The organism is Rhizobium sp. R634 (assembly GCF_002211305.1).
Lineage (GTDB): Bacteria > Pseudomonadota > Alphaproteobacteria > Rhizobiales > Rhizobiaceae > Rhizobium.
Genome location: NZ_LOKW01000025.1, coordinates 280,963 through 301,653, shown reverse-complemented (window position 1 = coordinate 301,653; position 20,691 = coordinate 280,963). Strand labels below are relative to the sequence as shown.

24 protein-coding genes are annotated in these 20,691 nt (G+C 61.7%); 10 read left to right on the top strand and 14 right to left on the bottom strand.

Annotated features, from left to right (window positions below):
• Nucleotides 1-67: 67 nt before the first annotated feature.
• A complete protein-coding gene (locus tag ATY77_RS24420) occupies nucleotides 68-499 on the top strand; it encodes a hypothetical protein (RefSeq protein ID WP_088689183.1) in 432 nt (143 codons plus the stop codon).
• Nucleotide 500: 1 nt separating this feature from the next.
• Here the strand turns inward: ATY77_RS24420 and ATY77_RS24415 are convergent, their stop codons facing one another.
• The 3 genes from ATY77_RS24415 to ATY77_RS24405 form a co-directional block, all read right to left on the bottom strand.
• Nucleotides 501-1,142: a LysE family translocator gene (locus tag ATY77_RS24415; RefSeq protein WP_088677552.1), complete on the bottom strand. Its 642-nt coding sequence runs from the start codon at nucleotides 1,140-1,142 to the stop codon at nucleotides 501-503.
• Nucleotides 1,143-1,246: 104 nt separating this feature from the next.
• Nucleotides 1,247-1,687, bottom strand: coding sequence for a DUF6130 family protein (locus ATY77_RS24410; RefSeq protein ID WP_088689182.1), 441 nt, complete (start codon nucleotides 1,685-1,687; stop codon nucleotides 1,247-1,249).
• Between the two features lie 93 nt (nucleotides 1,688-1,780).
• Nucleotides 1,781-2,188 carry an organic hydroperoxide resistance protein gene (locus tag ATY77_RS24405; protein WP_088689181.1) on the bottom strand — a complete coding sequence of 136 codons (408 nt, stop codon included), beginning with the start codon at nucleotides 2,186-2,188 and terminating at the stop codon, nucleotides 1,781-1,783.
• Nucleotides 2,189-2,443: 255 nt separating this feature from the next.
• Here ATY77_RS24405 and ATY77_RS24400 point away from each other — a divergent pair, with 255 nt between their 5' ends.
• Nucleotides 2,444-2,671, top strand: coding sequence for a DUF2798 domain-containing protein (locus tag ATY77_RS24400; RefSeq protein WP_088689180.1), 228 nt, complete (start codon nucleotides 2,444-2,446; stop codon nucleotides 2,669-2,671).
• A gap of 30 nt (nucleotides 2,672-2,701) precedes the next feature.
• Here ATY77_RS24400 and ATY77_RS24395 read toward each other — a convergent pair whose 3' ends face one another.
• Nucleotides 2,702-3,616 (bottom strand): LysR family transcriptional regulator, encoded by a 915-nt coding sequence (locus ATY77_RS24395; RefSeq protein ID WP_088689179.1) that lies wholly within the window; start codon nucleotides 3,614-3,616, stop codon nucleotides 2,702-2,704.
• 269 nt (nucleotides 3,617-3,885) lie between these two features.
• On the opposite strand from ATY77_RS24395, the gene ATY77_RS24390 reads away from it, so the two are divergent.
• Entirely contained in the window at nucleotides 3,886-4,854 is a 969-nt protein-coding gene (locus ATY77_RS24390) for a DMT family transporter (RefSeq protein WP_141103964.1), read from the top strand.
• 92 nt (nucleotides 4,855-4,946) lie between these two features.
• On the opposite strand, the gene ATY77_RS24385 is transcribed toward ATY77_RS24390, so the two are convergent.
• Complete coding sequence (locus ATY77_RS24385; RefSeq protein ID WP_088677547.1) at nucleotides 4,947-6,170, bottom strand: argininosuccinate synthase; 1,224 nt, start codon at nucleotides 6,168-6,170, stop codon at nucleotides 4,947-4,949.
• 176 nt (nucleotides 6,171-6,346) lie between these two features.
• Here ATY77_RS24385 and ATY77_RS24380 point away from each other — a divergent pair, with 176 nt between their 5' ends.
• Complete coding sequence (locus tag ATY77_RS24380) at nucleotides 6,347-7,198, top strand: SDR family NAD(P)-dependent oxidoreductase (protein WP_088689323.1); 852 nt, start codon at nucleotides 6,347-6,349, stop codon at nucleotides 7,196-7,198.
• A 184-nt stretch (nucleotides 7,199-7,382) separates the two neighbouring features.
• On the top strand, nucleotides 7,383-8,024 hold the full coding sequence (locus tag ATY77_RS24375; RefSeq protein WP_088689178.1) for a LysE family translocator: 642 nt from the start codon (nucleotides 7,383-7,385) through the stop codon (nucleotides 8,022-8,024).
• 78 nt (nucleotides 8,025-8,102) lie between these two features.
• Here ATY77_RS24375 and ATY77_RS24370 read toward each other — a convergent pair whose 3' ends face one another.
• The 5 genes from ATY77_RS24370 to ATY77_RS24350 form a co-directional block, all read right to left on the bottom strand.
• Nucleotides 8,103-8,897, bottom strand: a complete 795-nt coding sequence (locus ATY77_RS24370) for an ABC transporter ATP-binding protein (protein ID WP_088677544.1) — start codon at nucleotides 8,895-8,897, stop codon at nucleotides 8,103-8,105.
• Complete coding sequence (locus ATY77_RS24365) at nucleotides 8,894-9,772, bottom strand: ABC transporter permease (RefSeq protein WP_088677543.1); 879 nt, start codon at nucleotides 9,770-9,772, stop codon at nucleotides 8,894-8,896. The genes ATY77_RS24370 and ATY77_RS24365 overlap by 4 nt, the downstream gene beginning before the upstream one ends.
• A gap of 121 nt (nucleotides 9,773-9,893) precedes the next feature.
• A complete protein-coding gene (locus tag ATY77_RS24360; RefSeq protein WP_088689177.1) occupies nucleotides 9,894-10,847 on the bottom strand; it encodes an ABC transporter substrate-binding protein in 954 nt (317 codons plus the stop codon).
• A gap of 93 nt (nucleotides 10,848-10,940) precedes the next feature.
• The gene (rlmN, locus tag ATY77_RS24355) at nucleotides 10,941-12,170 is read right to left on the bottom strand and encodes a 23S rRNA (adenine(2503)-C(2))-methyltransferase RlmN (RefSeq protein ID WP_088677541.1); all 1,230 of its coding nucleotides are present in this window, start codon (nucleotides 12,168-12,170) and stop codon (nucleotides 10,941-10,943) included.
• Nucleotides 12,171-12,416: 246 nt separating this feature from the next.
• Nucleotides 12,417-12,926 (bottom strand): invasion associated locus B family protein, encoded by a 510-nt coding sequence (locus ATY77_RS24350; protein WP_088677540.1) that lies wholly within the window; start codon nucleotides 12,924-12,926, stop codon nucleotides 12,417-12,419.
• 336 nt (nucleotides 12,927-13,262) lie between these two features.
• On the opposite strand from ATY77_RS24350, the gene ATY77_RS24345 reads away from it, so the two are divergent.
• Nucleotides 13,263-13,823 carry a sigma-70 family RNA polymerase sigma factor gene (locus ATY77_RS24345; RefSeq protein ID WP_088689176.1) on the top strand — a complete coding sequence of 187 codons (561 nt, stop codon included), beginning with the start codon at nucleotides 13,263-13,265 and terminating at the stop codon, nucleotides 13,821-13,823.
• Between the two features lie 95 nt (nucleotides 13,824-13,918).
• On the opposite strand, the gene ATY77_RS24340 is transcribed toward ATY77_RS24345, so the two are convergent.
• A complete protein-coding gene (locus ATY77_RS24340) occupies nucleotides 13,919-14,311 on the bottom strand; it encodes a YkvA family protein (RefSeq protein WP_088689175.1) in 393 nt (130 codons plus the stop codon).
• Nucleotides 14,312-14,377: 66 nt separating this feature from the next.
• Nucleotides 14,378-14,683, bottom strand: coding sequence for a 4a-hydroxytetrahydrobiopterin dehydratase (locus ATY77_RS24335; RefSeq protein WP_088689174.1), 306 nt, complete (start codon nucleotides 14,681-14,683; stop codon nucleotides 14,378-14,380).
• Between the two features lie 35 nt (nucleotides 14,684-14,718).
• On the opposite strand from ATY77_RS24335, the gene ATY77_RS24330 reads away from it, so the two are divergent.
• Entirely contained in the window at nucleotides 14,719-15,219 is a 501-nt protein-coding gene (locus tag ATY77_RS24330) for a low molecular weight protein-tyrosine-phosphatase (RefSeq protein WP_088689173.1), read from the top strand.
• Here the strand turns inward: ATY77_RS24330 and thpR are convergent.
• The gene (gene thpR, locus ATY77_RS24325) at nucleotides 15,126-15,719 is read right to left on the bottom strand and encodes an RNA 2',3'-cyclic phosphodiesterase (protein ID WP_088677535.1); all 594 of its coding nucleotides are present in this window, start codon (nucleotides 15,717-15,719) and stop codon (nucleotides 15,126-15,128) included. The genes ATY77_RS24330 and thpR overlap by 94 nt on opposite strands.
• Nucleotides 15,720-15,787: 68 nt before the next feature.
• Nucleotides 15,788-16,432, bottom strand: a complete 645-nt coding sequence (locus ATY77_RS24320) for an arylesterase (RefSeq protein WP_088689172.1) — start codon at nucleotides 16,430-16,432, stop codon at nucleotides 15,788-15,790.
• A 72-nt stretch (nucleotides 16,433-16,504) separates the two neighbouring features.
• Between ATY77_RS24320 and ATY77_RS24315 the strand changes: the two genes are divergently transcribed.
• The 3 genes from ATY77_RS24315 to ATY77_RS24305 all read left to right on the top strand — a co-directional run bounded on the left by ATY77_RS24315 (nucleotide 16,505) and on the right by ATY77_RS24305 (nucleotide 20,663).
• Entirely contained in the window at nucleotides 16,505-17,212 is a 708-nt protein-coding gene (locus ATY77_RS24315) for an ABC transporter ATP-binding protein (RefSeq protein WP_088677533.1), read from the top strand.
• A complete protein-coding gene (locus ATY77_RS24310) occupies nucleotides 17,209-19,752 on the top strand; it encodes an ABC transporter permease (RefSeq protein WP_088689171.1) in 2,544 nt (847 codons plus the stop codon). Before ATY77_RS24315 ends, ATY77_RS24310 begins: the two co-directional genes overlap by 4 nt.
• A 182-nt stretch (nucleotides 19,753-19,934) precedes the next feature.
• Complete coding sequence (locus ATY77_RS24305) at nucleotides 19,935-20,663, top strand: Bax inhibitor-1/YccA family protein (protein WP_088689170.1); 729 nt, start codon at nucleotides 19,935-19,937, stop codon at nucleotides 20,661-20,663.
• Nucleotides 20,664-20,691: the final 28 nt, after the last annotated feature.

Genomic DNA, 20,691 nt, shown 5'->3' with positions numbered 1-20,691 from the left:
AACGATTGACGCGAATCAGGCACAAGCGCTAGTTTCCTGGTGATCTTCCTGCCAGGGGACATGCGTCATGGAAATTTTTTCCCTGCGGTCTTCTCAGAGTTTGCTATTTAAAAACAACCCTAATAACGCAAAAAATTCGAAGACTGCCGATATTCACATCGAGACCAAGGCTCCGGCCCCCGTCTCGTTCCAGATCGAAGACAGCCTCGATGAAGGGCCTGATTTTACTGCGGTCAGCCCCGGAGAGCTGCGCACTTACGCGCGCCAAAGCTTCGACAGCGGCGTGATCGATCAGACCACCTACGCCGCGATCTCCGAGCCATTGCCGATGCATGCGATCGATCCGCTCGGTAACGTGATCGACCTCTCCAGCGTCACCGACGGCACGAGCTTCAATTTCCTCGACTATTACCGAAACCAGCTTCAGATCGCCATGTCGATCGGCGATCCTCATGAAGTCCAGACCCTGAAATCGATCGTCAATTTCCTGGATGGCTGAGTTAAGCCTTGCGCCAGCCGAGCAGGCCGGGCGTCGCGTGCCATAGCGCCTGGACCGCGAAACCCATGAAAAGCACGCCGGAGGTGCGCACGATCAGCCGCTCATGGGCGCGATAGAAGCGGCGCACCGCACCCGCGCCGATGACGCCGATCAGGATAATGTCGGCGGTGACGAAGCCCAGAAAGGACACGGCGAGAAGCACCGGCAGCGCCTCGAAATCGAGCGCGCCGGCAGAGCCTGCGACCAGCGCGGTGAAGGTGGCGAGAGCGACCGGATAACCCTTCGGATTGGTGACGCCGAAAATCAGGCCGCGGCGAAACGGCCGCTCGACCATGACGAGCGCCTGCCCATCCGCTTTCGGCTTGGCATTGACGGCGCTCCAGCCGATCCAGGCGAGATAAAAGCCGCAGGCAAGGCCGAGCAGATCGAAGACGAAGGTTCCGATCGTCTTCGCCCCGACGATCGCGATCAGCGCCAGCGACGACCAGATGATGTCACCCACAAGATGCCCCATCATGAAGAGGGCGCCGGCCTTGCGGCCCTGCCCGGCGCCGATGCCGAGAAGCTGCAGGAAGGCAGGCCCGGGAATGAGCACGTAGAAGAGCGCCGCCAGAAAGGCGCCGAAGAGCAGGGACTGCGTCATGGAAAAGCTCCGAGGATAATCGCGGCAGAGTAAGTCATCCCCGGTATCCGTCAAGGGCATGGCGGCGGCTTCCGGCTCAAAGCGGAAGTTGCCGAGTTGGCCCTTTAGTGGTGCGCGCTGCCGATTGCCGGTACGGTAAACGTCACGACCTTTCCGCCGAGTACTTCATGTTCCGGCGTGGCCATTTCGATGAGCACCTTGTGCTCGCCTGGCGGCAGCGCGGTGAGGACGATAGCGCCGGTGCCGCCCGCATCGGCCCACCGCCAGGGCAGGTCGTCGATGCTGACATGAAGGTGACCGGCCCTCGGCGAGACGTCGCTGGCGCTGGCGCCGAAGATCGGCAGGATGCGGAAATTCTCGGTTCGATAGGGAATGATGGCCACCGCTCGGCTCGCGAGCGGTCCGGCAAGGGGCTGATCCACGACGAGTTTCGGTGCGGGCTCGTTCTTGATGGGAAGGAACTGCGTCGCCGTTTCCGCGTGGATGGGCGTGCCAGCGGCAAGCAATAAAGCTGCCGCCGCGAGGGCTCTTGCGATCGTGGTCATGACAATATCCTCTGGTGTTCGCGCCGGTCCTGGCCGGCATCTCCTCCGGACGCCGGCGCGATATCGGGTTGGAAGGCCTTGATCGGAGACCGATCAGGCGACGTTGAGTTCGACGGCGATATTGCCGCGGGTGGCCTTGGAATAAGGGCAGAGCTGATGAGCCCGCTCGACCAGGGACCTGGCGAGATTTGCCTCGATGCCCGGCAGCTTCGCATTCAGCCGTGCCTGCAGCACATAGCCGCCGTCATTCGAGACTAGGTCGATCTCGGCATGGATGGCAGCGTCGGCGGGCACGCGAAGCTGACGCTCCGCGGCCGCTCTTCCGATAGCGCCGAGGAAGCAGGCGGACCAGCCCGCGGCGAAGAGCTGCTCGGGATTGGTGCCTGCACCCGAGGAACCGGGCGGGGACAATGTCACGTCGAGACGTCCATCGGAACTGCGCGACGCGCCGTCACGCCCGCCGGTGGTACTGGTTTTGCCTGTGTAGATGACTGTCGACATTCGGATACTCCTTGTAGGATTTCAGCCGGCTGAGATAGCCGCGGCTGGCACGCGCCGCCCAGGATCAATGGGGCTTTGGGCTGCGATGACGGGAAGATGAGCTTCGCAAGGCCGGTCCGGTAGCGAGCAGAAGCAAGAGTGAGCCTCTCATTTTCTCTCGCTACCGCCGGTGCCGGAGTTACGCGATCTTCAGGGCATCAACCGAAATCGCGACCGCTGAAGCGATCCGCTTTCACATCCGTCCGGGAGACCGCCATGAACACGCATTTCAAACGCAAGATTGTCTTCGCTCTGTCGATGGGCGTCGTAACGACAGGACTGATCTCTTTCACGCTGCTCGCGCTTAATCTGGGCTTCTCGAAGGGGTTCGTCCTGACATGGCTCCGCTCGTGGAGCATCGCCTATCTCATCGTCATCCCCGCCATCCTGCTGATCGGTCCTCGCCTTCAGGCGCAGATCGATCGCGTCATCCGTGACGTCTAGAACAGGATGATTTTACAAAGATGGGGCGCTTCATTCCGGCGAGGGCGCATCGCCATAGCTCCCGCAAGCCGCGCGAAGCCGGGGGAGCGTCCAATCGATGAAGGCGCGCACCTTCAAAGCGAGTAAGCCCTGACGCGAATAGACGATGTGGATCGGCTTAGGTTCGCCGTCGTAGTCCTTCAAAATCTGCACGAGCGCGCCCGAGGACACCTCCTCCGGAACTTGGTAATCGAAGAGGCGGGCAATCCCGACCCCATTCAGCGCGGCGGCAACGCAATTGGCGGCCGTGTTCACCTCGATCCGGCTCCGTGGCATGACCTCGACGGGCTTTCCCTCGATCTCGAAACTCCAGAAGAACGACCGCTTGTGAAACATGATCCCATCATGATTGGCGAGCTCGGTGGGATGTTGCGGAACGCCATGCCGTTCCAGATAGGCCGGACTTGCGCAGGTCAGCAGACGGAACTCGCCGGCCTTGACGGCGTAGTGCGAACTGTCGATCAACTCACCAAGCCGGATGGCGACATCGACCTGCTCATTGACCAGATGAACGGAGCGGTCGAGCGAAAGAACGTTCAGCGTTACCTCCGGATGCCTGTTCACGAAGTCGAGTGCGATCGGCAGAACATAGCGGTGGCCGAACTCGATCGGCATCGTGATGGTCAGCAGCCCCCGCGGCATCTGATATTCGCCCGACGCCCTGCGTTCGACCTCCTCCAGATCGGCGATGATCTTTCGCGCCGCCTCGACATAGTCGCGCCCGGCATCGGTGAGCTGAAGGTTGCGGCTCGTTCGGATGATGAGGTTGGTGCCGAGATATCGCTCCAGATCTGCGACCTTGCGGCTGACGCTCGGCAGCGGCGCGTTCAGCTTCCGGCTGCCCGCCGACAAGCTTCCGGCGTCCACCACCGCAAGCAGAACCCGCATTGCATCAAGCCGATCCATAACGCCCCGACGATTAGAAGCCGCGATGTCGGAGGATATGAAAAATCGGTTCTGCTGAATAGGCGGTACAGCTGTCTCGGCGACGCGATGGCCGCTCGGGCGTTGCGCAAGGCCTCGAGAAATCGATGAGCATCGAGAGGGTGGCTCTCATTTTCACCGAGTACCGGCCAAGGCTCTCGGCAAGTAAGTTTCGGCTACTCGATCAAAACGTTCGGCGTCACGGAGGCAAAAGCTCGGGGCGCGCGCGCAACGTCAAAGGGGTGAAGATTATGGACAGATCCTTCTATATCGGCGTGTCGGCCGCTCTCTTTGCGGCCTTTGCCTTTTCGCTCAACTTTGTCGTGCCCTTCATCATCGGCGACTATTCCACCTTCGATTTTGCTCTCATCCGTCATCTCGTCTCAGCTCTCGTCGGCCTGTTCATCCTGTTTTCGGAGAAGCACGTCGCACGCCATCTCACGCTTCGGAACGTTCTGCAGGCCCTCTGGCTCGCCTTCGTCGGATATGTCGGTTACTTCCTCACGGTAACCGGAGCGGCCATCTTTGCCGGCCCCGTCATCGCGCCGGCCTTTCTCGGTCTGGTACCGATCGTCTTGATGGTCATTGGCAATCAGCGGCAGGGCTCCTTGCCATGGCGGTCCCTTATGCCACCTTTGGCGCTGGTGCTGATCGGCCTTGTTCTGATCAATGGCACGGCATTCACGGCTGAAGGACTGAATTCGGTCGGATCCTTATGGGTCGGCATACCGCTGGCGCTCGCTGCCGTGGGACTTTGGGTCTGGTTCGCTCTTGCCAATCAGGCTGCACTCGCCGCCCGGCCGGAAATGCCTTCCGGTGTGTGGTCGGCGCTGATACTGGTGGGAGGTGGCGTCTTGATGCTGGCCTTCTATCCCCTCGGTGCCGCGATGGACCTCTTCAAGCTCCCGGCATTGGGATTTGGCTGGAGTGCCGCCGGCAGCTTGTATGTTTGGGGTACATCTCTCGCGCTGCTGGCGACCGTAGGCGGCGTCTGGGCCTGGAACATTGCGTCACGCAGCCTGCCCGTCGCCCTCGCCGCGCAATTGATCGTTTCGGAAACAGTCTTCGGCGTCATCGGAGGACTTGTCGTGCACGCCCGCTGGCCAACCCCGATCGAAATCGCTGGGGTGGCTGTGCTGATCGCCGGCGTCGTTCTGTCGGTGCGAATTTTCTACGATCGTCAATTTGCATCGGGCAGGACATTGCTTGCACAGGAGTGACCTCTGCGGTCATCTCGAATGTTCTTAAGAGACACGAAAAAGCCCGCGCGGCGATGCCGGCGGGCTCATCTCTGTTCGAAAGCGAAACGCGATTACTTCGCGAGGTTCCGCTTGCCGAGCGTGCGTAGGCGCAGCGCGTTGAGCTTGATGAAGCCGGCCGCGTCCTTCTGGTCGTAGGCGCCCTGGTCGTCCTCGAAAGTGACGAGCTTGTCGGAATAGAGCGACTTTTCGCTTTCGCGGCCGATGACCATGACGTTGCCCTTATAGAGCTTCAGCGTCACTTCGCCTTCGACATGATCCTGGCTCTTGTCGATGAGGGCCTGCAGCATCTCGCGCTCCGGCGAGAACCAGAAGCCGTAGTAGATGAGCTCCGCGTAGCGCGGCATGATCTCGTCCTTGAGGTGGGCGGCACCGCGGTCGAGCGTGATCGATTCGATAGCGCGGTGCGCCGAGAGCAGGATCGTGCCGCCGGGCGTTTCGTAAACGCCGCGCGACTTCATGCCGACAAAGCGGTTCTCGACGAGGTCGAGACGGCCGATGCCGTTGTCGCGGCCATAGGTGTTGAGGGTGGCCAGCAACGTCGCCGGCGACATCTCGACGCCATTGATCGAGACGGCATCGCCCTTGCGGAAGCCGACCTTGATCACCGTCGCCTTGTCGGGCGCGGCCTCGGGCGAGATCGTGCGCATATGCACATACTCCGGCGCCTCCTGGGCGGGATCCTCGAGAACTTTGCCCTCGGAGGAGGAATGCAGAAGGTTGGCGTCGACGGAGAACGGCGCTTCACCCTTCTTGTCCTTGGCGACCGGGATCTGATGCTGCTCGGCGAAGGCCAGCAGGTCGGTGCGGCTCTTGAACGCCCAGTCGCGCCACGGCGCGATGATCTTGATGTCGGGGTTCAAAGCATAAGCGGACAGCTCGAAACGAACCTGGTCGTTGCCCTTGCCGGTCGCGCCATGGGCGATCGCATCCGCGCCGGTCTTGCGGGCGATGTCGATCAGATGCTTGGAAATCAACGGCCGGGCGATCGAGGTGCCGAGCAGATAGACGCCTTCGTAGACGGCATTGGCGCGGAACATCGGGAAGACGAAATCGCGCACGAATTCCTCGCGCACGTCCTCGATATAGATCTCCTTGATGCCGAGCATCTCGGCCTTCTTGCGCGCCGGCTCCAGCTCTTCGCCCTGGCCGAGATCGGCGGTGAAGGTGACGACTTCGGCGCCGAGTTCCGTCTGCAGCCACTTCAGGATGATCGAGGTGTCGAGGCCGCCGGAATAGGCGAGCACGACTTTCTTCACGTCTTTGTATGATGCCATGGTGATGAGGTCCGTTACATAAACCCGGCGAAAACCCGGTGTCGCGGCACTTTTAGCGAGATTGACGCGTGACGCAAGGGCAAGTGCAGCGGCTGACGGCGGCGATAGCGTTTGACAGCGCGAATGCGCAACCCATATTCGGCTGCGTCCGCACAATGTCCGAGGAGGGGCTGCCCGTGACGAATATTCAAGACATCTTCAAGAAGTCCAATGTCGCCGTCATCACCGGCGGCGCCTCCGGCATCGGCTTTGCCGCAGCGAAATATTGCGCCGGCCGTGGCATGAGCGTCGCCATCGCCGACCTCGGTGGCGACCGGCTGGCAGCTGCCGCGGACGAACTCAAGGCCATTGCCGGCGAAGAGGACGTGATGGCTGTCGAGACCGACGTCGCGAGCCGCGATTCCCTGGAAGCGCTCGAACGCGCCGTGCTGCAGCGTTTCGGCCGCGTGCACGTGCTGATGAACAATGCCGGCATCGGCCCGGAAACTTCGATCTTCAGCCCGCAGGCCAACTGGGACCATATCTTCGCCGTCAACCTGATGGGCGTCATCAACGGCACCCGCACCTTCGGCCCGAAGATGCTGTCGCATGGCGAGCCCGGCCTCATCATCAATACCGGCTCCAAGCAGGGCATCACCACTCCGCCCGGCAACCCCGCCTACAACATCTCCAAATCAGGCGTGAAGGTCTTTACCGAAGCCCTGGAACATGAGCTTCGCAACATCGAAGGCGGGAAGATCTCGGCGCATCTTCTTATCCCCGGCTTCGTCTTCACCGGTCTCACCAAGGGCGACCGCGCGGAAAAGCCCGCGGGCGCCTGGACGCCGGAGCAGACTGTCGATTTCATGGTCGAAAGCCTCGAGCGCGGCGATTTCTACATCCTCTGCCCCGACAATGACGTTGCCCGACCGGTCGACGAACGCCGCATGGCCTGGGCTGCCGGCGACATAATCGAGAACCGCCCGCCGCTCTCGCGCTGGCACAAGGATTATGCCGACAAGTTCAAGGCCTTCCTGGGCCAGAAGTAATGGCTGACACTGCATGTCGCCCGACAGCCTGCAGCGGTTCCAGGATGACGGCATGCACAAAACAGACAGCGAATGCGCGTCGCATGAATCAAGTTTAGTGCGACTGGCATGAGAAGGTTTGATTGGTAATTTTTCGAAAGCCGGATAAGAGATCGTCAGGTCTTTCCGGCTTTCGGAGTGTGCCATGGATTTCCTGCCCAGCCTGCCGACGCTTCTCGGCTTTGCCGCCGCCACGCTGCTGCTCGCGGCGACCCCCGGTCCCGATATGACGCTGTCGATCAGCCGCGCGCTCGCCCAGGGCAAGAATGCCGCCCTCTTCGTCGTCGTCGGCACCAGCCTCGGCATCGTTGTCCATACCATGCTGGTCGCCTTCGGCATATCGGCGCTGATCACCGCCTCGCCGACCGCCTTCCTGATCCTGAAAACCGGTGGCGCCGCCTATCTGTTCTGGCTGGCGGTGCTGGCGATCCGCTTCGGCTCGAAGCTCACCGTCGCCAAGGTCGAGACGCAGAAGGGCACGGCGCTTGCGAACATTTCGTCGGGCTTCTGGGTCAATCTTCTGAACCCGAAGGTCATCATCTTCTTCATGACCTTCCTGCCGCAATTCGTCAGCGCCGGCGATCCCGCCGTGACGCAGAAGCTGCTTTTCCTGGGGTTTTGCTTCATCGTGATCGGTATGCCCGTCAATGCCGGCGTGATCCTCGCCGCCGACTGGCTTTCCTCCTGGCTCCAGAACAACAGGAAGGTGCTGCGCGGCATCGACTATGCCTTTGCCGGCGTCTTCTCGCTCTTCGCAGCCAAGATCCTGCTCACCCAGGCGAAATAATCGGTCGGCGTACCCGATCCACACGCCGGCGGACCGGCAAAACCGGCCGCGGGCTAGCCGATCAGCACGCTGTCGGCGCTAGCCGATCAGCAAAGCATCATCATCGAGCGTCTGTCCGCGCATCTTGCGGAACATGGCGATCAGGTCCTCGACCTGCAGGTTCTTCCTGTTGTCACCCGCCACGTCGAGAACGATCTCGCCGCCATGCAGCATGATCGTGCGGTGGCCGTAATCCAGCGCCTGGCGCATGGAATGGGTCACCATCATCGTCGTCAGCTTGCGCTCGGCAACGATCTTCTGCGTCAGGTTCATCACGAACTCGGCCATCCCGGGATCGAGCGCGGCCGTATGTTCGTCGAGCAGCAGCACTTCCGAACCGGCAAGTGTCGCCATGACCAGCGAAACGGCCTGCCGCTGCCCGCCGGAGAGCAGATCCATGCGGTCCTTCAGCCGGTTTTCCAGCCCGAGATTGAGTTCGGCGATCCGCTCCTTGAAATAGTCGCGCCGCTTGCCACCGAGCGCCGGCACGAGTCCGCGCCTCTCGCCGCGCCGGGCGGCCAGAGCGAGATTTTCCTCTATCGACAGCGAACCGCAGCTCCCCGTCAGAGGATCCTGAAAGACGCGCGCCACCAGACCGGCGCGCGCCGCCGTCGATTTGCGCGTCACATCGCTTTTGCCGATCAGCACCTGCCCTTCGCTCGGCAGGACGTCACCGGCGAGCACGCCGAGCAGCGTCGATTTGCCGGCGCCGTTGGAGCCGATGACGGTGACGAAGGAGCCCTGCTCGATGGTCAGGCTGACGCCGTTCAGCGCCTGCTTCTGCAGCGGCGTGCCGCGTCCGAAGACGACCTTGATGTCCTTGACGCTGATCATGATGCGGCACCTCTGCGAAGGCGGGGAAGAATGAGCGCGAAGGTCACCAGCACCGCCGTCACGAAATTGAGGTCGGAGGCCTGCAGGCCGATGACGTCGCTCGACAGCGCCAGCTGGATCGCGATGCGATAGAGGATCGAGCCGAGCACGCAGCCGATGAGCGCGATCAACAGGCCGCGACGCCCGAGCAGCGTCTCGCCGATGATGACGGCGGCAAGACCGACGACGATCGTGCCGACACCCGAGGTGACGTCGGCAAAGCCGTTCGTCTGGGCAAACAAGGCGCCGCCGAAGGCCACCAGCGCATTCGAGATCGCCATGCCGAGGTAGATCTGCCGGCTGGTATCGACGCCCTGGGCACGGGCCATCCGTGCATTGGCGCCGGTCGCGCGCATGGCAAGCCCGGCATCGCTTTCCAGGAAGCGCCAGACCAGGATGAGCGCGACGACAACGAGAACGCCGACAAAGAGCGGCCGCACGTAGAAATCGCGAAGGCCATGGCCGAAGAACGGGCTGATCATCGTATCGGCATTGATGAGGGCGACATTGGGCTTGCCCATCACCCTCAGATTGACGGAAAACAGCGCGATCATCGTCAGGATCGAGGCGAGCAGGTTGAGGATCTTGAAGCGCACGTTGAGCAGCGCCGTCACCATGCCCGCGCCCGCACCCGCCGCCATCGCAATCAGCGCCGCAAGCCAGGCATTGACGCCGGCGATGATCAGCACCGCGGTCACCGCCGCGCCGAGCGGAAAGGAACCGTCGACCGTCAAGTCGGGAAAGTCGAGGACGCGGAAGGCGAGATAGACGCCGAGAGCGACGAAGGAATAGACCAGGCCGAGCTCGACGGCCCCCCAGAATGCGATTTGGCTCAAGGCTTTCAGCCCCTTTTTGTTACCGTTCCGCCCGTCGCGAAACCGCAGCCTTGTAATACTTCAGCCGCCCCCGCGCAAACGGGAGCGGCTGAATGTGAATGGTCGATGGACCTGCGGCCGACTATTCGATGACCTTGTTGGCGCGCGAAAGCACGCTCTCAGGCAGGGTAACGCCCATCTTTGCCGCAGCAGCCTTGTTGACGACGAGATCGCTGCCGGCGGCGGTCTTGACCGCGATATCGCCAGGGTTTTCACCCTTCAGCACGCGCACGACGATTTCGCCCGTCTGCTTGCCGACATCATAGTAATTGAAGCCGAGGGCAGCGACCGAACCACGCGAAACCGAATCCGTATCGGCGGTGAAGAGCGGCAGCTTGCTCTCCTCGGCGACCGCGACGGCGCCTTCGAGCGCCGAGATGATCGTATTGTCGGTCGGAATGTAGATCGCATCGGCGCGGCCGACGAGGGCGCGGGCCGCACCCTGAACTTCGGCCGACTTGGTGGCAGCCGATTCCACAACCGTCAGGCCGGCCTTTTCGGCTTCGGTCTTCAGCACGGCCAGCAGCGAAACCGAATTCGCCTCACCTGAATTGTAGAGATAGCCGATCGTCTTCACGTCAGGCAGGATTTCCTTGATCAGCGCCAGGTGCTCGGCGACCGGCGACATATCGGAAAGGCCGGTGACGTTGCCGCCGGGCTTGCCCATGTTCTTGACGAGCTGGGCGCCAAGCGGATCAGAGACGGCCGTGAAGACGACGGGAATGTCGCGCGTTGCGGAGACGACGGCTTGGGCCGACGGCGTGGAGATCGGCACGATGACATTCGGCTCGTCGCCGGCAAACTGGCGGGCGATCTGGGCTGCCGTCGCGGGATTGCCCTGCGCCGATTCGAACACGAATTTCAGGTTCTCGCCTTCCTTGTAACCGGCGGCCGTCAGCACATCGAGAACGCCCTTGCGGGCGGCATCCAGCGCCGGATGCTCGACGATGGCCGTTACGGCAACGGTCACGTTATCGGCTTTGGCGGGCAGGGAAAGCGCTAAAGTGGCGGCAAGAGCGAGCAGAATCGGGCGCATGGGTGTCCTCCTGATTGATTTTGGCGGCACTATTAGGAAAAGCGCATGCTTAAATCAATGCAGGAGAATTGTAGCGTGGATCAAACTTGCTGATCAGTCGTCGGCGCCGTGATTGGCGATCATCATCGCCTCGAAGGCCAGGCGCTCGGTCTTGCGCATGCGTTCGGATTCGGATTTCAGCTGGCCACAGGCGGCAAGAATGTCGCGGCCGCGCGGCGTACGGATCGGCGAAGCGTAACCCGCCGAATTGATGAAATCGGCGAACTTCTCGATCTGCTCCCAGTCGGAACACTGATAGTTGGTGCCGGGCCAGGGATTGAACGGAATAAGGTTTATCTTAGCCGGCACGCCTTTCAGGAGCTTGATCAGCCCCTTGGCATCTTCCAGGCTGTCGTTGACATCCTTCAGCATCACATATTCGAAGGTGATGCGTCGCGCATTGGAAAGGCCGGGATAGGCCTTGCAGGCATCGATCAGTTCCTTCAGCGGATACTTCTTGTTGATCGGCACCAGAATGTCGCGCAGGTCGTCGCGCACCGCATGCAGCGAGATCGCCAGCATCACGCCAATCTCCTCGCCGGTGCGGAAGATCTCCGGCACGACGCCCGAGGTGGACAGCGTCACGCGGCGCTTGGACAGCGACAGGCCGTCGCCATCGGTGGCGATCAGCAGCGCCTGCTTGACCGCATCGAAATTATAGAGCGGCTCGCCCATGCCCATCATCACGATATTGCTGACCTTGCGGCCTTCGGCCGGCATGATCGTGCCCTGCGGCGCTTCGCGATCGGGGAAGTCGCCGAGCCGGTCGCGGGCGAGCAACAGCTGCGACAGGATTTCCTCCGCCGTCAGGTTGCGCACCAGCCGCTGCGTGCCGGTGTGACAGAAGGAACAGGTGAGCGTGCAGCCGACCTGGCTGGAAATGCAGAGCGTCCCACGGCCCTCTTCCGGAATGTAGACGGCTTCGATCTCGACCGGGCGGCCTGCGCCCCGCGCAGGAAAGCGCAGCAGCCATTTGCGGGTGCCGTCGTTGGAAACCTGCTCCTCGACGATCTCAGGACGCGCAATGGTGAAATGCTGCTTCAGCATTTCACGCATGTCCTTGGCGACATTCGTCATGTGATCGAAATCGGAGACGCCGCGCACATAGATCCAGTTCCAGAGCTGCGCGACGCGCATCTTGATCTGCTTCTCGGCCACGCCCTTTTCCCTGAGCGCCGCCGCCATCTCCTCGCGGGAAAGCCCGATCAGGGACGGCTTCTCGACGCCGGAAGAGGCGCGCGGCGTCTCAGGCTTGGTGACAACGATCGCATCCATGACGGACATAGGCATTCATCCCGAATTCGAACACGTAACCGTTCCGCAAGCCGCGGACCTCAGGGCTAAGCCGGAAGACGTGGGGCGCATGACGGCACATTGGCAGAAATTGAATGGCGGAACGGCGACTGATATCGCGATCTGTCCGCTGTTGGCGCGGGCTTTAGCATCATTTTGCCCGCGCGTCACTAGAGATAGAAATGATGAGGGCCGGCGCAAGGCCGGCCCTCTGAAACTTCTCAGACGAGATGTCGCTTACTTGCAGGTTTCGATCTGCTTCAGCGCAGCCGAAATGCCCGAGAGCGAATAGCTGTAGGAGGTGCCCGTGCCCTTGCGCGAAGTGGCGTTCACCGTCATCGAGTGACCGGTCTTCATCGCGGCGACGAGCGCCGGCTCCTGTGCCGCGTTCTCGACCCAGCCAGCCTTGTCCTTGGTGAACATCACGAAGGTCTTGTTGTCGATGACGACGTTGATCTTCGAATTTTCCTTCACCGTATAGCCCATCATCGCCTGCGGCTCGTAGGAGATGTTCTGGCCTGGACGCTGCGAGACGATGAAGAAATTGTCGCCGTGATCGACGCTTGCCGGCTGCTTTGCCGTCGGAACGGACAGCACGTAGCAGACGGTGCTGTTGCCTGACTTGTAGGAATAAGCACCCCAGGCCTGGAACTGCTGGATGCGGTTCGGCGCGGCCTGCTGCGCTGCCGCCACTCCGGCCATACCAAGGGTGAGTGCGAGGGCGGATACGATACTTTTTACAAACATGGATTCCTGCCGGTTCTTGCGATTCAAGGCCCGAAGCGATCATAGCGGGCGCCGCATAATCACGATCTGCTTTATTTTGACTTAATTCAGGTTACCAAATGGTCAACAATAGCTGCAATTTGTATTGGCCTGTGTCATTTCAGCTCGGGTATCAACTTTCGCCCCTTTGACGGTCTCGTTCGTGACACCATGTCCTGATGACACCCGCCGTGCGTTCGGCTGAATTTAAGACACAAAGATTCAGGCAAGAGTTTGACCTTTCTCAATTCCGTTGTACCTCATTAACACTTGGAAATTCGGGACAAAATTTTCGCCGCAGGGGGCTCGTGAGAGGACATGGATGCCGAGGAAAGACAGCGTTTCGCTGCCCTCGCGAAGGCCGTCGCGGACAACCGCGACCAGCAGGCCTTTTCCGTCCTGTTCGACTATTTCGCGCCCCGCCTGAAGGCCTGGCTGATGCGCCAGAGAATGACGGCAGGCGAGGCCGAGGAACTGGTTCAGGAGATCATGATCGTGCTCTGGCACAAGGCTCACCTCTACGACGCGACGCGATCTTCGCTTTCGACCTGGCTTTTCCGAATCGCCCGCAACCGCCGGATCGATCTGCAGCGCCGCACCAGCATCCGCGTCTTCGACGAAACCGATCCGACCCTGCAGCCGCCGGCCGGGATCGGCGCGGACGAAATAATCGCCAATGACGACCGTGACGCCAAGATACGCGCCGCCGTCGGCCAACTGCCGGAAGAGCAGCGCGACATGCTGCGCGCCGCCTTCTTCCTCGGCCAATCGCATTCCGAGATCGCCGAGGCGACCGGGCTGCCGCTCGGCACGGTGAAATCGCGTATCCGGCTTGCTTTCGCCAAGCTTCGCAAGGTGTTGGAGCAGGAGAACGCTTGAAGCGTGTCGCCCAAAAGTGGGCGCGGTTTTGCGATAACGACACGCGTAAAAAAGACCCAAAGCACAGCAGCGAATCTGAAAGGCCGCGGCGTACGTCAGATCGTCTTCATCGCTTCATCAGGCCCATCGGCAAGAACACGGTCGGCCGATTCATAGTGGCGCGGCCGGATATTGCCGCGCACCATGGCGAAGGCGGCCGAGAGCACGGCGATGTCATCCGAAAAGCCGATGACGGCGAAAATATCCGGGACGATATCGACCGGCATGACGAAGTAGGCGAGAGCTGCGAGCAGCACGCCCCGCACCTTGGTCGGCGTCTGCGGATCGAGCGCGCAGTAAAAACCGGCGACGACATCGCGCGAAAACGGAATCTGCCGCACCGCCCGCCGGAAGGTCGGCCAGAATTTCTGCCGCACCGTCTTCTCCCGTCGGCTCTGCGTATCTTCGTCGCCCGGCAGCAGGATTTCCCCGAATTTGACGTCGTCCATCCCTGATTCCCTTTCCGTCCCAGCGAACATATGGTGATGGCGGTTCCGCTTTCAATCGGTACGCCTTCAGCCGGCGCGTCGCGCGGCCGCCTTTTCCATCGCTGTGGCGAGCTTGAAATCCAGTTCCGTCAGTCCGCCGGCGTCGTGCGTGTTCAGCGTCACATCCACCTTGGAATAGACGTTGAACCATTCGGGATGGTGGTTGAGTTTCTCGGCCGTGATCGCGGCCTCCGTCATGAAACCGAAGGCGTCGATGAAATTCGAAAACTTGAACGTTTTCGATATGGAGGAGGCGGCGTCATTGAGCGTCCAGCCCGGAAGCGCCCTTAGTTCTGCCTCTGCCGCCGCCCGTTCCAGTCTTTCCCGTTTCATGCCATGGTCCTCTTATCTATCCGACAGGCCTACCGATGAAACGCATCAGCATCCTCTTCGTTTGCATGGGCAATATATGCCGTTCTCCGCTCGCCGAGGGAATTTTTCGCCATCTGGTCGCCGAGGCGGGCCTGGCCGGCCATTTCACGATCGATTCCGCCGGCACCGGCGGCTGGCATGAAGGCGCGCAACCCGATCGCCGTTCGATCGCCATCGCGAAAAGCCACGGCGTCGACATATCAGGACAGCGCGCTCGCCGCATCCGGCCAAGTGATTTCGACAGTTTCGATCTGATCCTCGCCATGGACCGCGACAATCTGGCGGCGCTCGGCAAGGTCGCGCCGCCCGAGGCCAATATCCGGCTCTTCGGCGATGCCGCACTTACAACGGGAGAGGATATTCCCGATCCCTATTATGGCGGCGCTGATGGTTTCGAGCTGGTCTACACCAGGCTCTTGACCGGCTGCAGCAGCCTGCTCGAGACGCTCGGCGTCGAGCGCGCCTCGTGCAGCGGGAACACTTCCTCGGTGAGGTAAGGGCCGCCGCCGACCGATTCGCGCGACGACAGCAGCACGAAGCGCGGCGCCGTGAAGGTCGCAGTATGGAAATTGCCGCGTCCGGCCAGATATTGCACGACATCGTCGAGCCGCGAGGATTTGAGCCTTGCGAGCGTCACATGCGGGGTGAATTTGCGGGGGTCCGGCGGCAACCCGATGCGCTGGCAGATGCGCTCGATCTCACCCTGCAGGGCGTACATCTCAGGCGATTGCGAAACGCCGGCCCAGACCGAATGCGGCTTCTTCGAGCCGAAGGAACCGATGCCTTCGAGGCGGAACTGGAATTCTGGCCGGTCGATCCGGTCGAGCCGTTCGACGATTTCATCGGCCGTGCGGCCGTCGACATCACCGATGAAGCGCAGCGTGATGTGGTAATTCTCCACATCGATCCATCGTGCTCCGGGGAGGCCACCGCGCAGCAATGAAAGGCTCATTGCCGCATTGCGCGGAATTTCGAGGGCGGTAAACAGTCTCGGCATAACGAGCACTCCCCGAATCTTTTGCAGGTGCTTACACGGAATCACGCAATCAATGACCGCGCAAGCCCCTATTTCTTCACAGAAGAAATCGTCCCGACGAAATTTGTGACATCGGCTTCCATCTTCTGAACCATGACATCCACGCCCTTCGCATTCGGATGCATGCCGTCGCCGAGTTTGAGCCCCGCATCGAGCACCACACCGTCAAGGAAGAAGGCATAAAGCCGAACTCCGTGTTTCTCCGAAAGTTTCCGGTAAATCGGATTGAAGCGTTCGGCATAATCCGCGCCCATGTTGGGCGGCGCCATCATACCGACGAGGAGCACGGCAATGCCGCGTTCCTTGAGCCGCGTTATCATCTGGTCGAGATTCTTCTCGCTCTCTTCGGGCGGGATGCCGCGCAGCGCATCGTTGGCGCCGAGTTCCAGGATGACGCCGTCGGTGCCGTCTGGCACCGACCAGTCGATGCGGGCGAGGCCGCCGGTCGTCGTGTCGCCCGAGACGCCGGCATTGGTGATGGCAACGTCGAGCCCCTTCGCTTTCAGAGCCGCCTGCAGCTTTTCGGGAAAGCCGTCGCCGGGCGGCAGCTGATAACCTGCCATCAGGCTGTCCCCAAATCCGACGAGATTGATCGTCCGCGCATTGGCGCCGCCGGCAAAGATCAGTGAAAGCGCAATGACGGTGAATTGAAGGACGGCAACTTTAAATCTCATCCTGCTTTCCCTAGATTGGCGGGGTGCCGTTATGCGGCAATTTGATTACGGGCTTATATAGGGCGATTTCCGTTGGCAAAAACCATCATCGAGTTGAAGAGCGCCGATCTGACCCTTGGCAGCGCCGCGGCCTCCGTCCATGTGCTGAAGGGTATCGATCTCGATATAGCAGCAGGCGAATCCGTCGGCATCGTCGGCCCTTCCGGGTCCGGCAAGTCGACCCTGCTGATGGTGCTTGCCGGGCTGGAGAAGCTCGATAGCGGCGAAATCAACATCAACGACACGCCGCTCCACAGCCTGAGCGAGGATCAGGTCGCCGATTTCCGCGGCCGCAATATCGGCATCGTCTTCCAGTCCTTCCACCTGATCGCCAACATGACGGCGCTGGAAAACGTCGCCGTGCCGCTGGAACTTGCCAATGTTCCCAATGCCTTCGACATCGCCCATCGCGAGCTGAATTCGGTCGGCCTCGGGCAGCGGCTGAACCATTATCCCGGCCAGCTTTCCGGCGGCGAACAGCAGCGCGTAGCGATCGCCAGGGCGCTCGCCCCCTCGCCCGCTCTGCTGATCGCCGACGAACCCACAGGAAATCTCGACACCGAGACCGGCCGCCAGATCGCCGACCTGCTGTTTGCCAAGCAGGCCGAGCGCGGCATGACCCTGCTTCTCGTCACCCATGACGTGTCGCTGGCAAACCGCTGCTCGCGCCAGATCCGCGTTCGCTCCGGCAGGATCGAAGGCGACAGCGCCGCCCGCCACAGCGAGGCGGCATTCGCATGAGGATCATCACGCCGCGTGTTTCGCTCGCTTTTCGCCTGGCGCTCCGCGAGCTGCGCGGCGGCGTTCGCGGCTTCTACATCTTCCTTGCCTGCATCGCGCTCGGCACGGGGGCGATCGCAGCCGTCAATTCCGTTTCGCAGTCGATCACCGATACGATCGCTTCGCAGGGCCAGGAGCTGTTGGCCGGCGATGTCCGCTTCGAGCTCAACAACCGCGAGGCCACGCCTGAGGAAATGAATTTCCTCGAAGGTCTCGGCAAGGTCTCGGTTTCCACAGGCCTGCGTTCGATGGCCCGCAAGCCCGACGGTTCGGACCAGGCGCTGGTCGAGGTCAAGGCGGTCGACGACGCCTATCCGCTTTACGGCCGGTTCGAAGCGGAGCCGAACTACCCCCTCGCGGCGCTTTTGTCCGGCGAAGGCGGCACTTACGGCGCGGTGGCAGCACCGCTGCTTCTCGACCGGCTCGGCATTTCGGTCGGCGACGAGCTGCTGCTCGGCAACGTCAAGCTCAGCATCACCGGCACCGTTAAAACCGAGCCGGATGCGCTGTCGGAAGGTTTCGGCTTTGCGCCGCGCCTGCTCGTCAGCCGCCAAGCGCTCGAAGCCTCGGGGCTGATCCAGACCGGAAGCCTGGTGGAACATGCCTACAAGATCCGGCTGGAAGACAGGGGCGCGATGTCGGACATCCAGGCGCGCGCCTCCCGGGAATTTCCCTCCGCCGGATGGGCGATCCGCACCAGCGACCGCGCCGCACCCTCGCTCACGGAAAACATCACCCGCTTCTCGCAATTCCTGACCCTTGTGGGCTTGACCGCGCTGATCGTCGGCGGCGTCGGCGTCGCCAATGCCGTGCGCGCCTTCCTGGATTCCAAGCGCACCACCATCGCCACCTTCAAATGTCTCGGCGCGCCCGCTGCCACCGTCGTTCTGATCTATCTCTTCCAGATCGCTATCATCGCTTTCGCAGGCATCATAGCCGGCCTCGTCATCGGCGCCCTCTCGCCAATATTTGCGGCGCAGTTCCTCGCCCAGTTCCTGCCGGTCTCGACCGCACCGGCCCTTTACCCCGGCGCCCTGCTGCTCGCGACCCTCTTCGGCATCCTGACGACGCTCGCCTTCGCCATCCTGCCGCTCGGCCATGCCCGTGAAGTGCCGGCGACGGCACTCTTCCGAGAGCAGGGCTTCGAGGCCCGCCACCTGCCGTCCTGGCCCTATATCCTGCTGGCCGCCCTCTTCATGGCAGCCCTTGCCGGCCTCGCCATCCTCACGGCTTATGACCGCTTCATCGCCGTCGTCTTCGTCGGTGCGATTGTCTTCGCTTTTGTCGTCCTGCGCCTCGTCGCCGCGTTGATCGGCTGGCTTGCGCGCCGCAGCCCGCGCGTCAACTCGCCGGCGCTGAGACTTGCGATCGGCAACATCCACCGGCCAGGTGCGCTGACGCCCTCGGTCGTGCTTTCGCTCGGTCTCGGCTTGGCATTGCTGGTGACGCTGACCTTGATCGACGGCAACCTGCGCCGGCAATTGACCGGCCGCATGAACGACGGCGCGCCGAATTTCTTCTTTGTCGATATCCAGAGCGCCGAGGTCGCCGCCTTCCGGAATCTCGTCCAGGCGCAGGCGCCGAACGGCAAGCTGATGGAAGTGCCGATGCTGCGCGGCCGGATCGTCGCCTTCAACGGGGAAGACGTGAGCAGGATGAACGTGCCGGCGGCCGGCCGCTGGGTGCTGAACGGTGATCGCGGCATCACCTATGCCGAAACCTTGCCGGAAAATGCGGCGCTGACCGAAGGCAGCTGGTGGGACAAGGACTACAGCGGCGAACCGCTTGTCTCCTTCTCCTCCGAAGAGGCGCACGAGCTTGGCCTCAAGATCGGCGATACCGTCACCGTCAACGTGCTCGGACGAAATATCACAGCGAAGATCGCCAATCTGCGCCGTGTCGAGTGGGAATCGCTGTCGATCAATTTCGTCATGGTCTTCTCGCCCAATACCTTCCGCGGCGCCCCGCATGCCTGGCTCGCGACGCTGACCGATCCCTCCTCGACGCCGGCCGAGGATGCGGCGATCCTGAAATCCGTCACCAACAGCTATCCGACGATCACCAGCGTCCGCGTCAAGGATGCGATCGATATCGTCAACCAGCTCGTCGCCCAGCTTGCGACGGCGATCCGTGCCGCAGCGTCGGTGGCCCTCATCGCCTCGATCCTCGTCCTTGCCGGTGCGCTCGCCGCCGGCAACCGGGCGCGCACCCATGACGCGGTGGTGCTGAAGACGCTCGGCGCCACCCGCGCCATGCTGATCCGCGCCTTCAGCTACGAGTATCTGATCCTCGGACTGGCGACCGCGATCTTCTCGCTGATCGCCGGCGCGGCCGCCGCCTGGTTCATCGTCGCCCGCATCATGCGCCTGCCTTCCACCTTCCTGCCCGATGTGGCGGGGCTGACGCTCGTCACCGCGCTCGTCCTGACTGTCGGCATCGGCCTCATCGGCACCTGGCGCATCCTGGGGCAGAAGGCAGCGCCCGTTCTGCGCGAACTTTGACGAGGCAGCGGTCTCCAGAAGCCCTTCACCTTACGGCGATTTAACCCGGCCGACCCTCTGCAAGCCCCTTGTTTACAATGGGCGAAGGCCTCATATTGTCTGCAGGCATGCTGGAGCTCCGCAGCGGCGCCCGGGTCGAAAACCCGACACCGTATCTTCATCGGAGCTTGTAAGAGGAAACTATGGCTGATCTTCGTAACTATCAAAGCCGCGCTCAGACCGGCGAGATGATTGATCAAGGCCTGCGCGCATATATGCTCAAGGTCTACAACCTGATGGCGCTGGGTCTGGCGATCACCGGTGTGGCCGCATATCTCGGATTCAACTTCGCCGTTCAGGACGGTCACCTCACCCAGTTCGGCGAGCTTCTGTTCCGGTCGCCTTTGCGCTGGGTCGTGATCCTTGCGCCTCTTGCGGCCGTCTTCTTCCTGAGCTTCCGCATTAATCGCATGAGCGTGGCCGCCGCGCAGACGACCTTCTGGGTCTATGCAGCCCTGGTCGGCCTGTCGCTCTCGTCGATTTTCCTGGTCTATACGGGCGAAAGCGTCGTTCAGACGTTCTTCGTCACCGCCGCCTCCTTCGGCGCGCTGTCGCTATACGGCTACACGACGAAGCGTGACTTGTCGGCGATGGGCTCGTTCCTGATCATGGGCCTCTTCGGCCTGATCATCGCTTCGATCGTCAACATCTTCCTGGCTTCGTCCGCTCTGCAGTTCGCGATCTCGGTGATCGGCGTGCTGATCTTCGCAGGCCTCACCGCCTACGATACGCAACGGATCAAGGAGCTTTACTACGAAGCCGATGATGTCGCTGTGGCCGGCCGCAAGGCGATCATGGGTGCGCTGACGCTCTATCTCGACTTCATCAACCTCTTCATGTTCCTGCTGCAGTTCATGGGCAACCGTAAATAAGCAGGGGCAGATCGAGATCGAAAAGGCG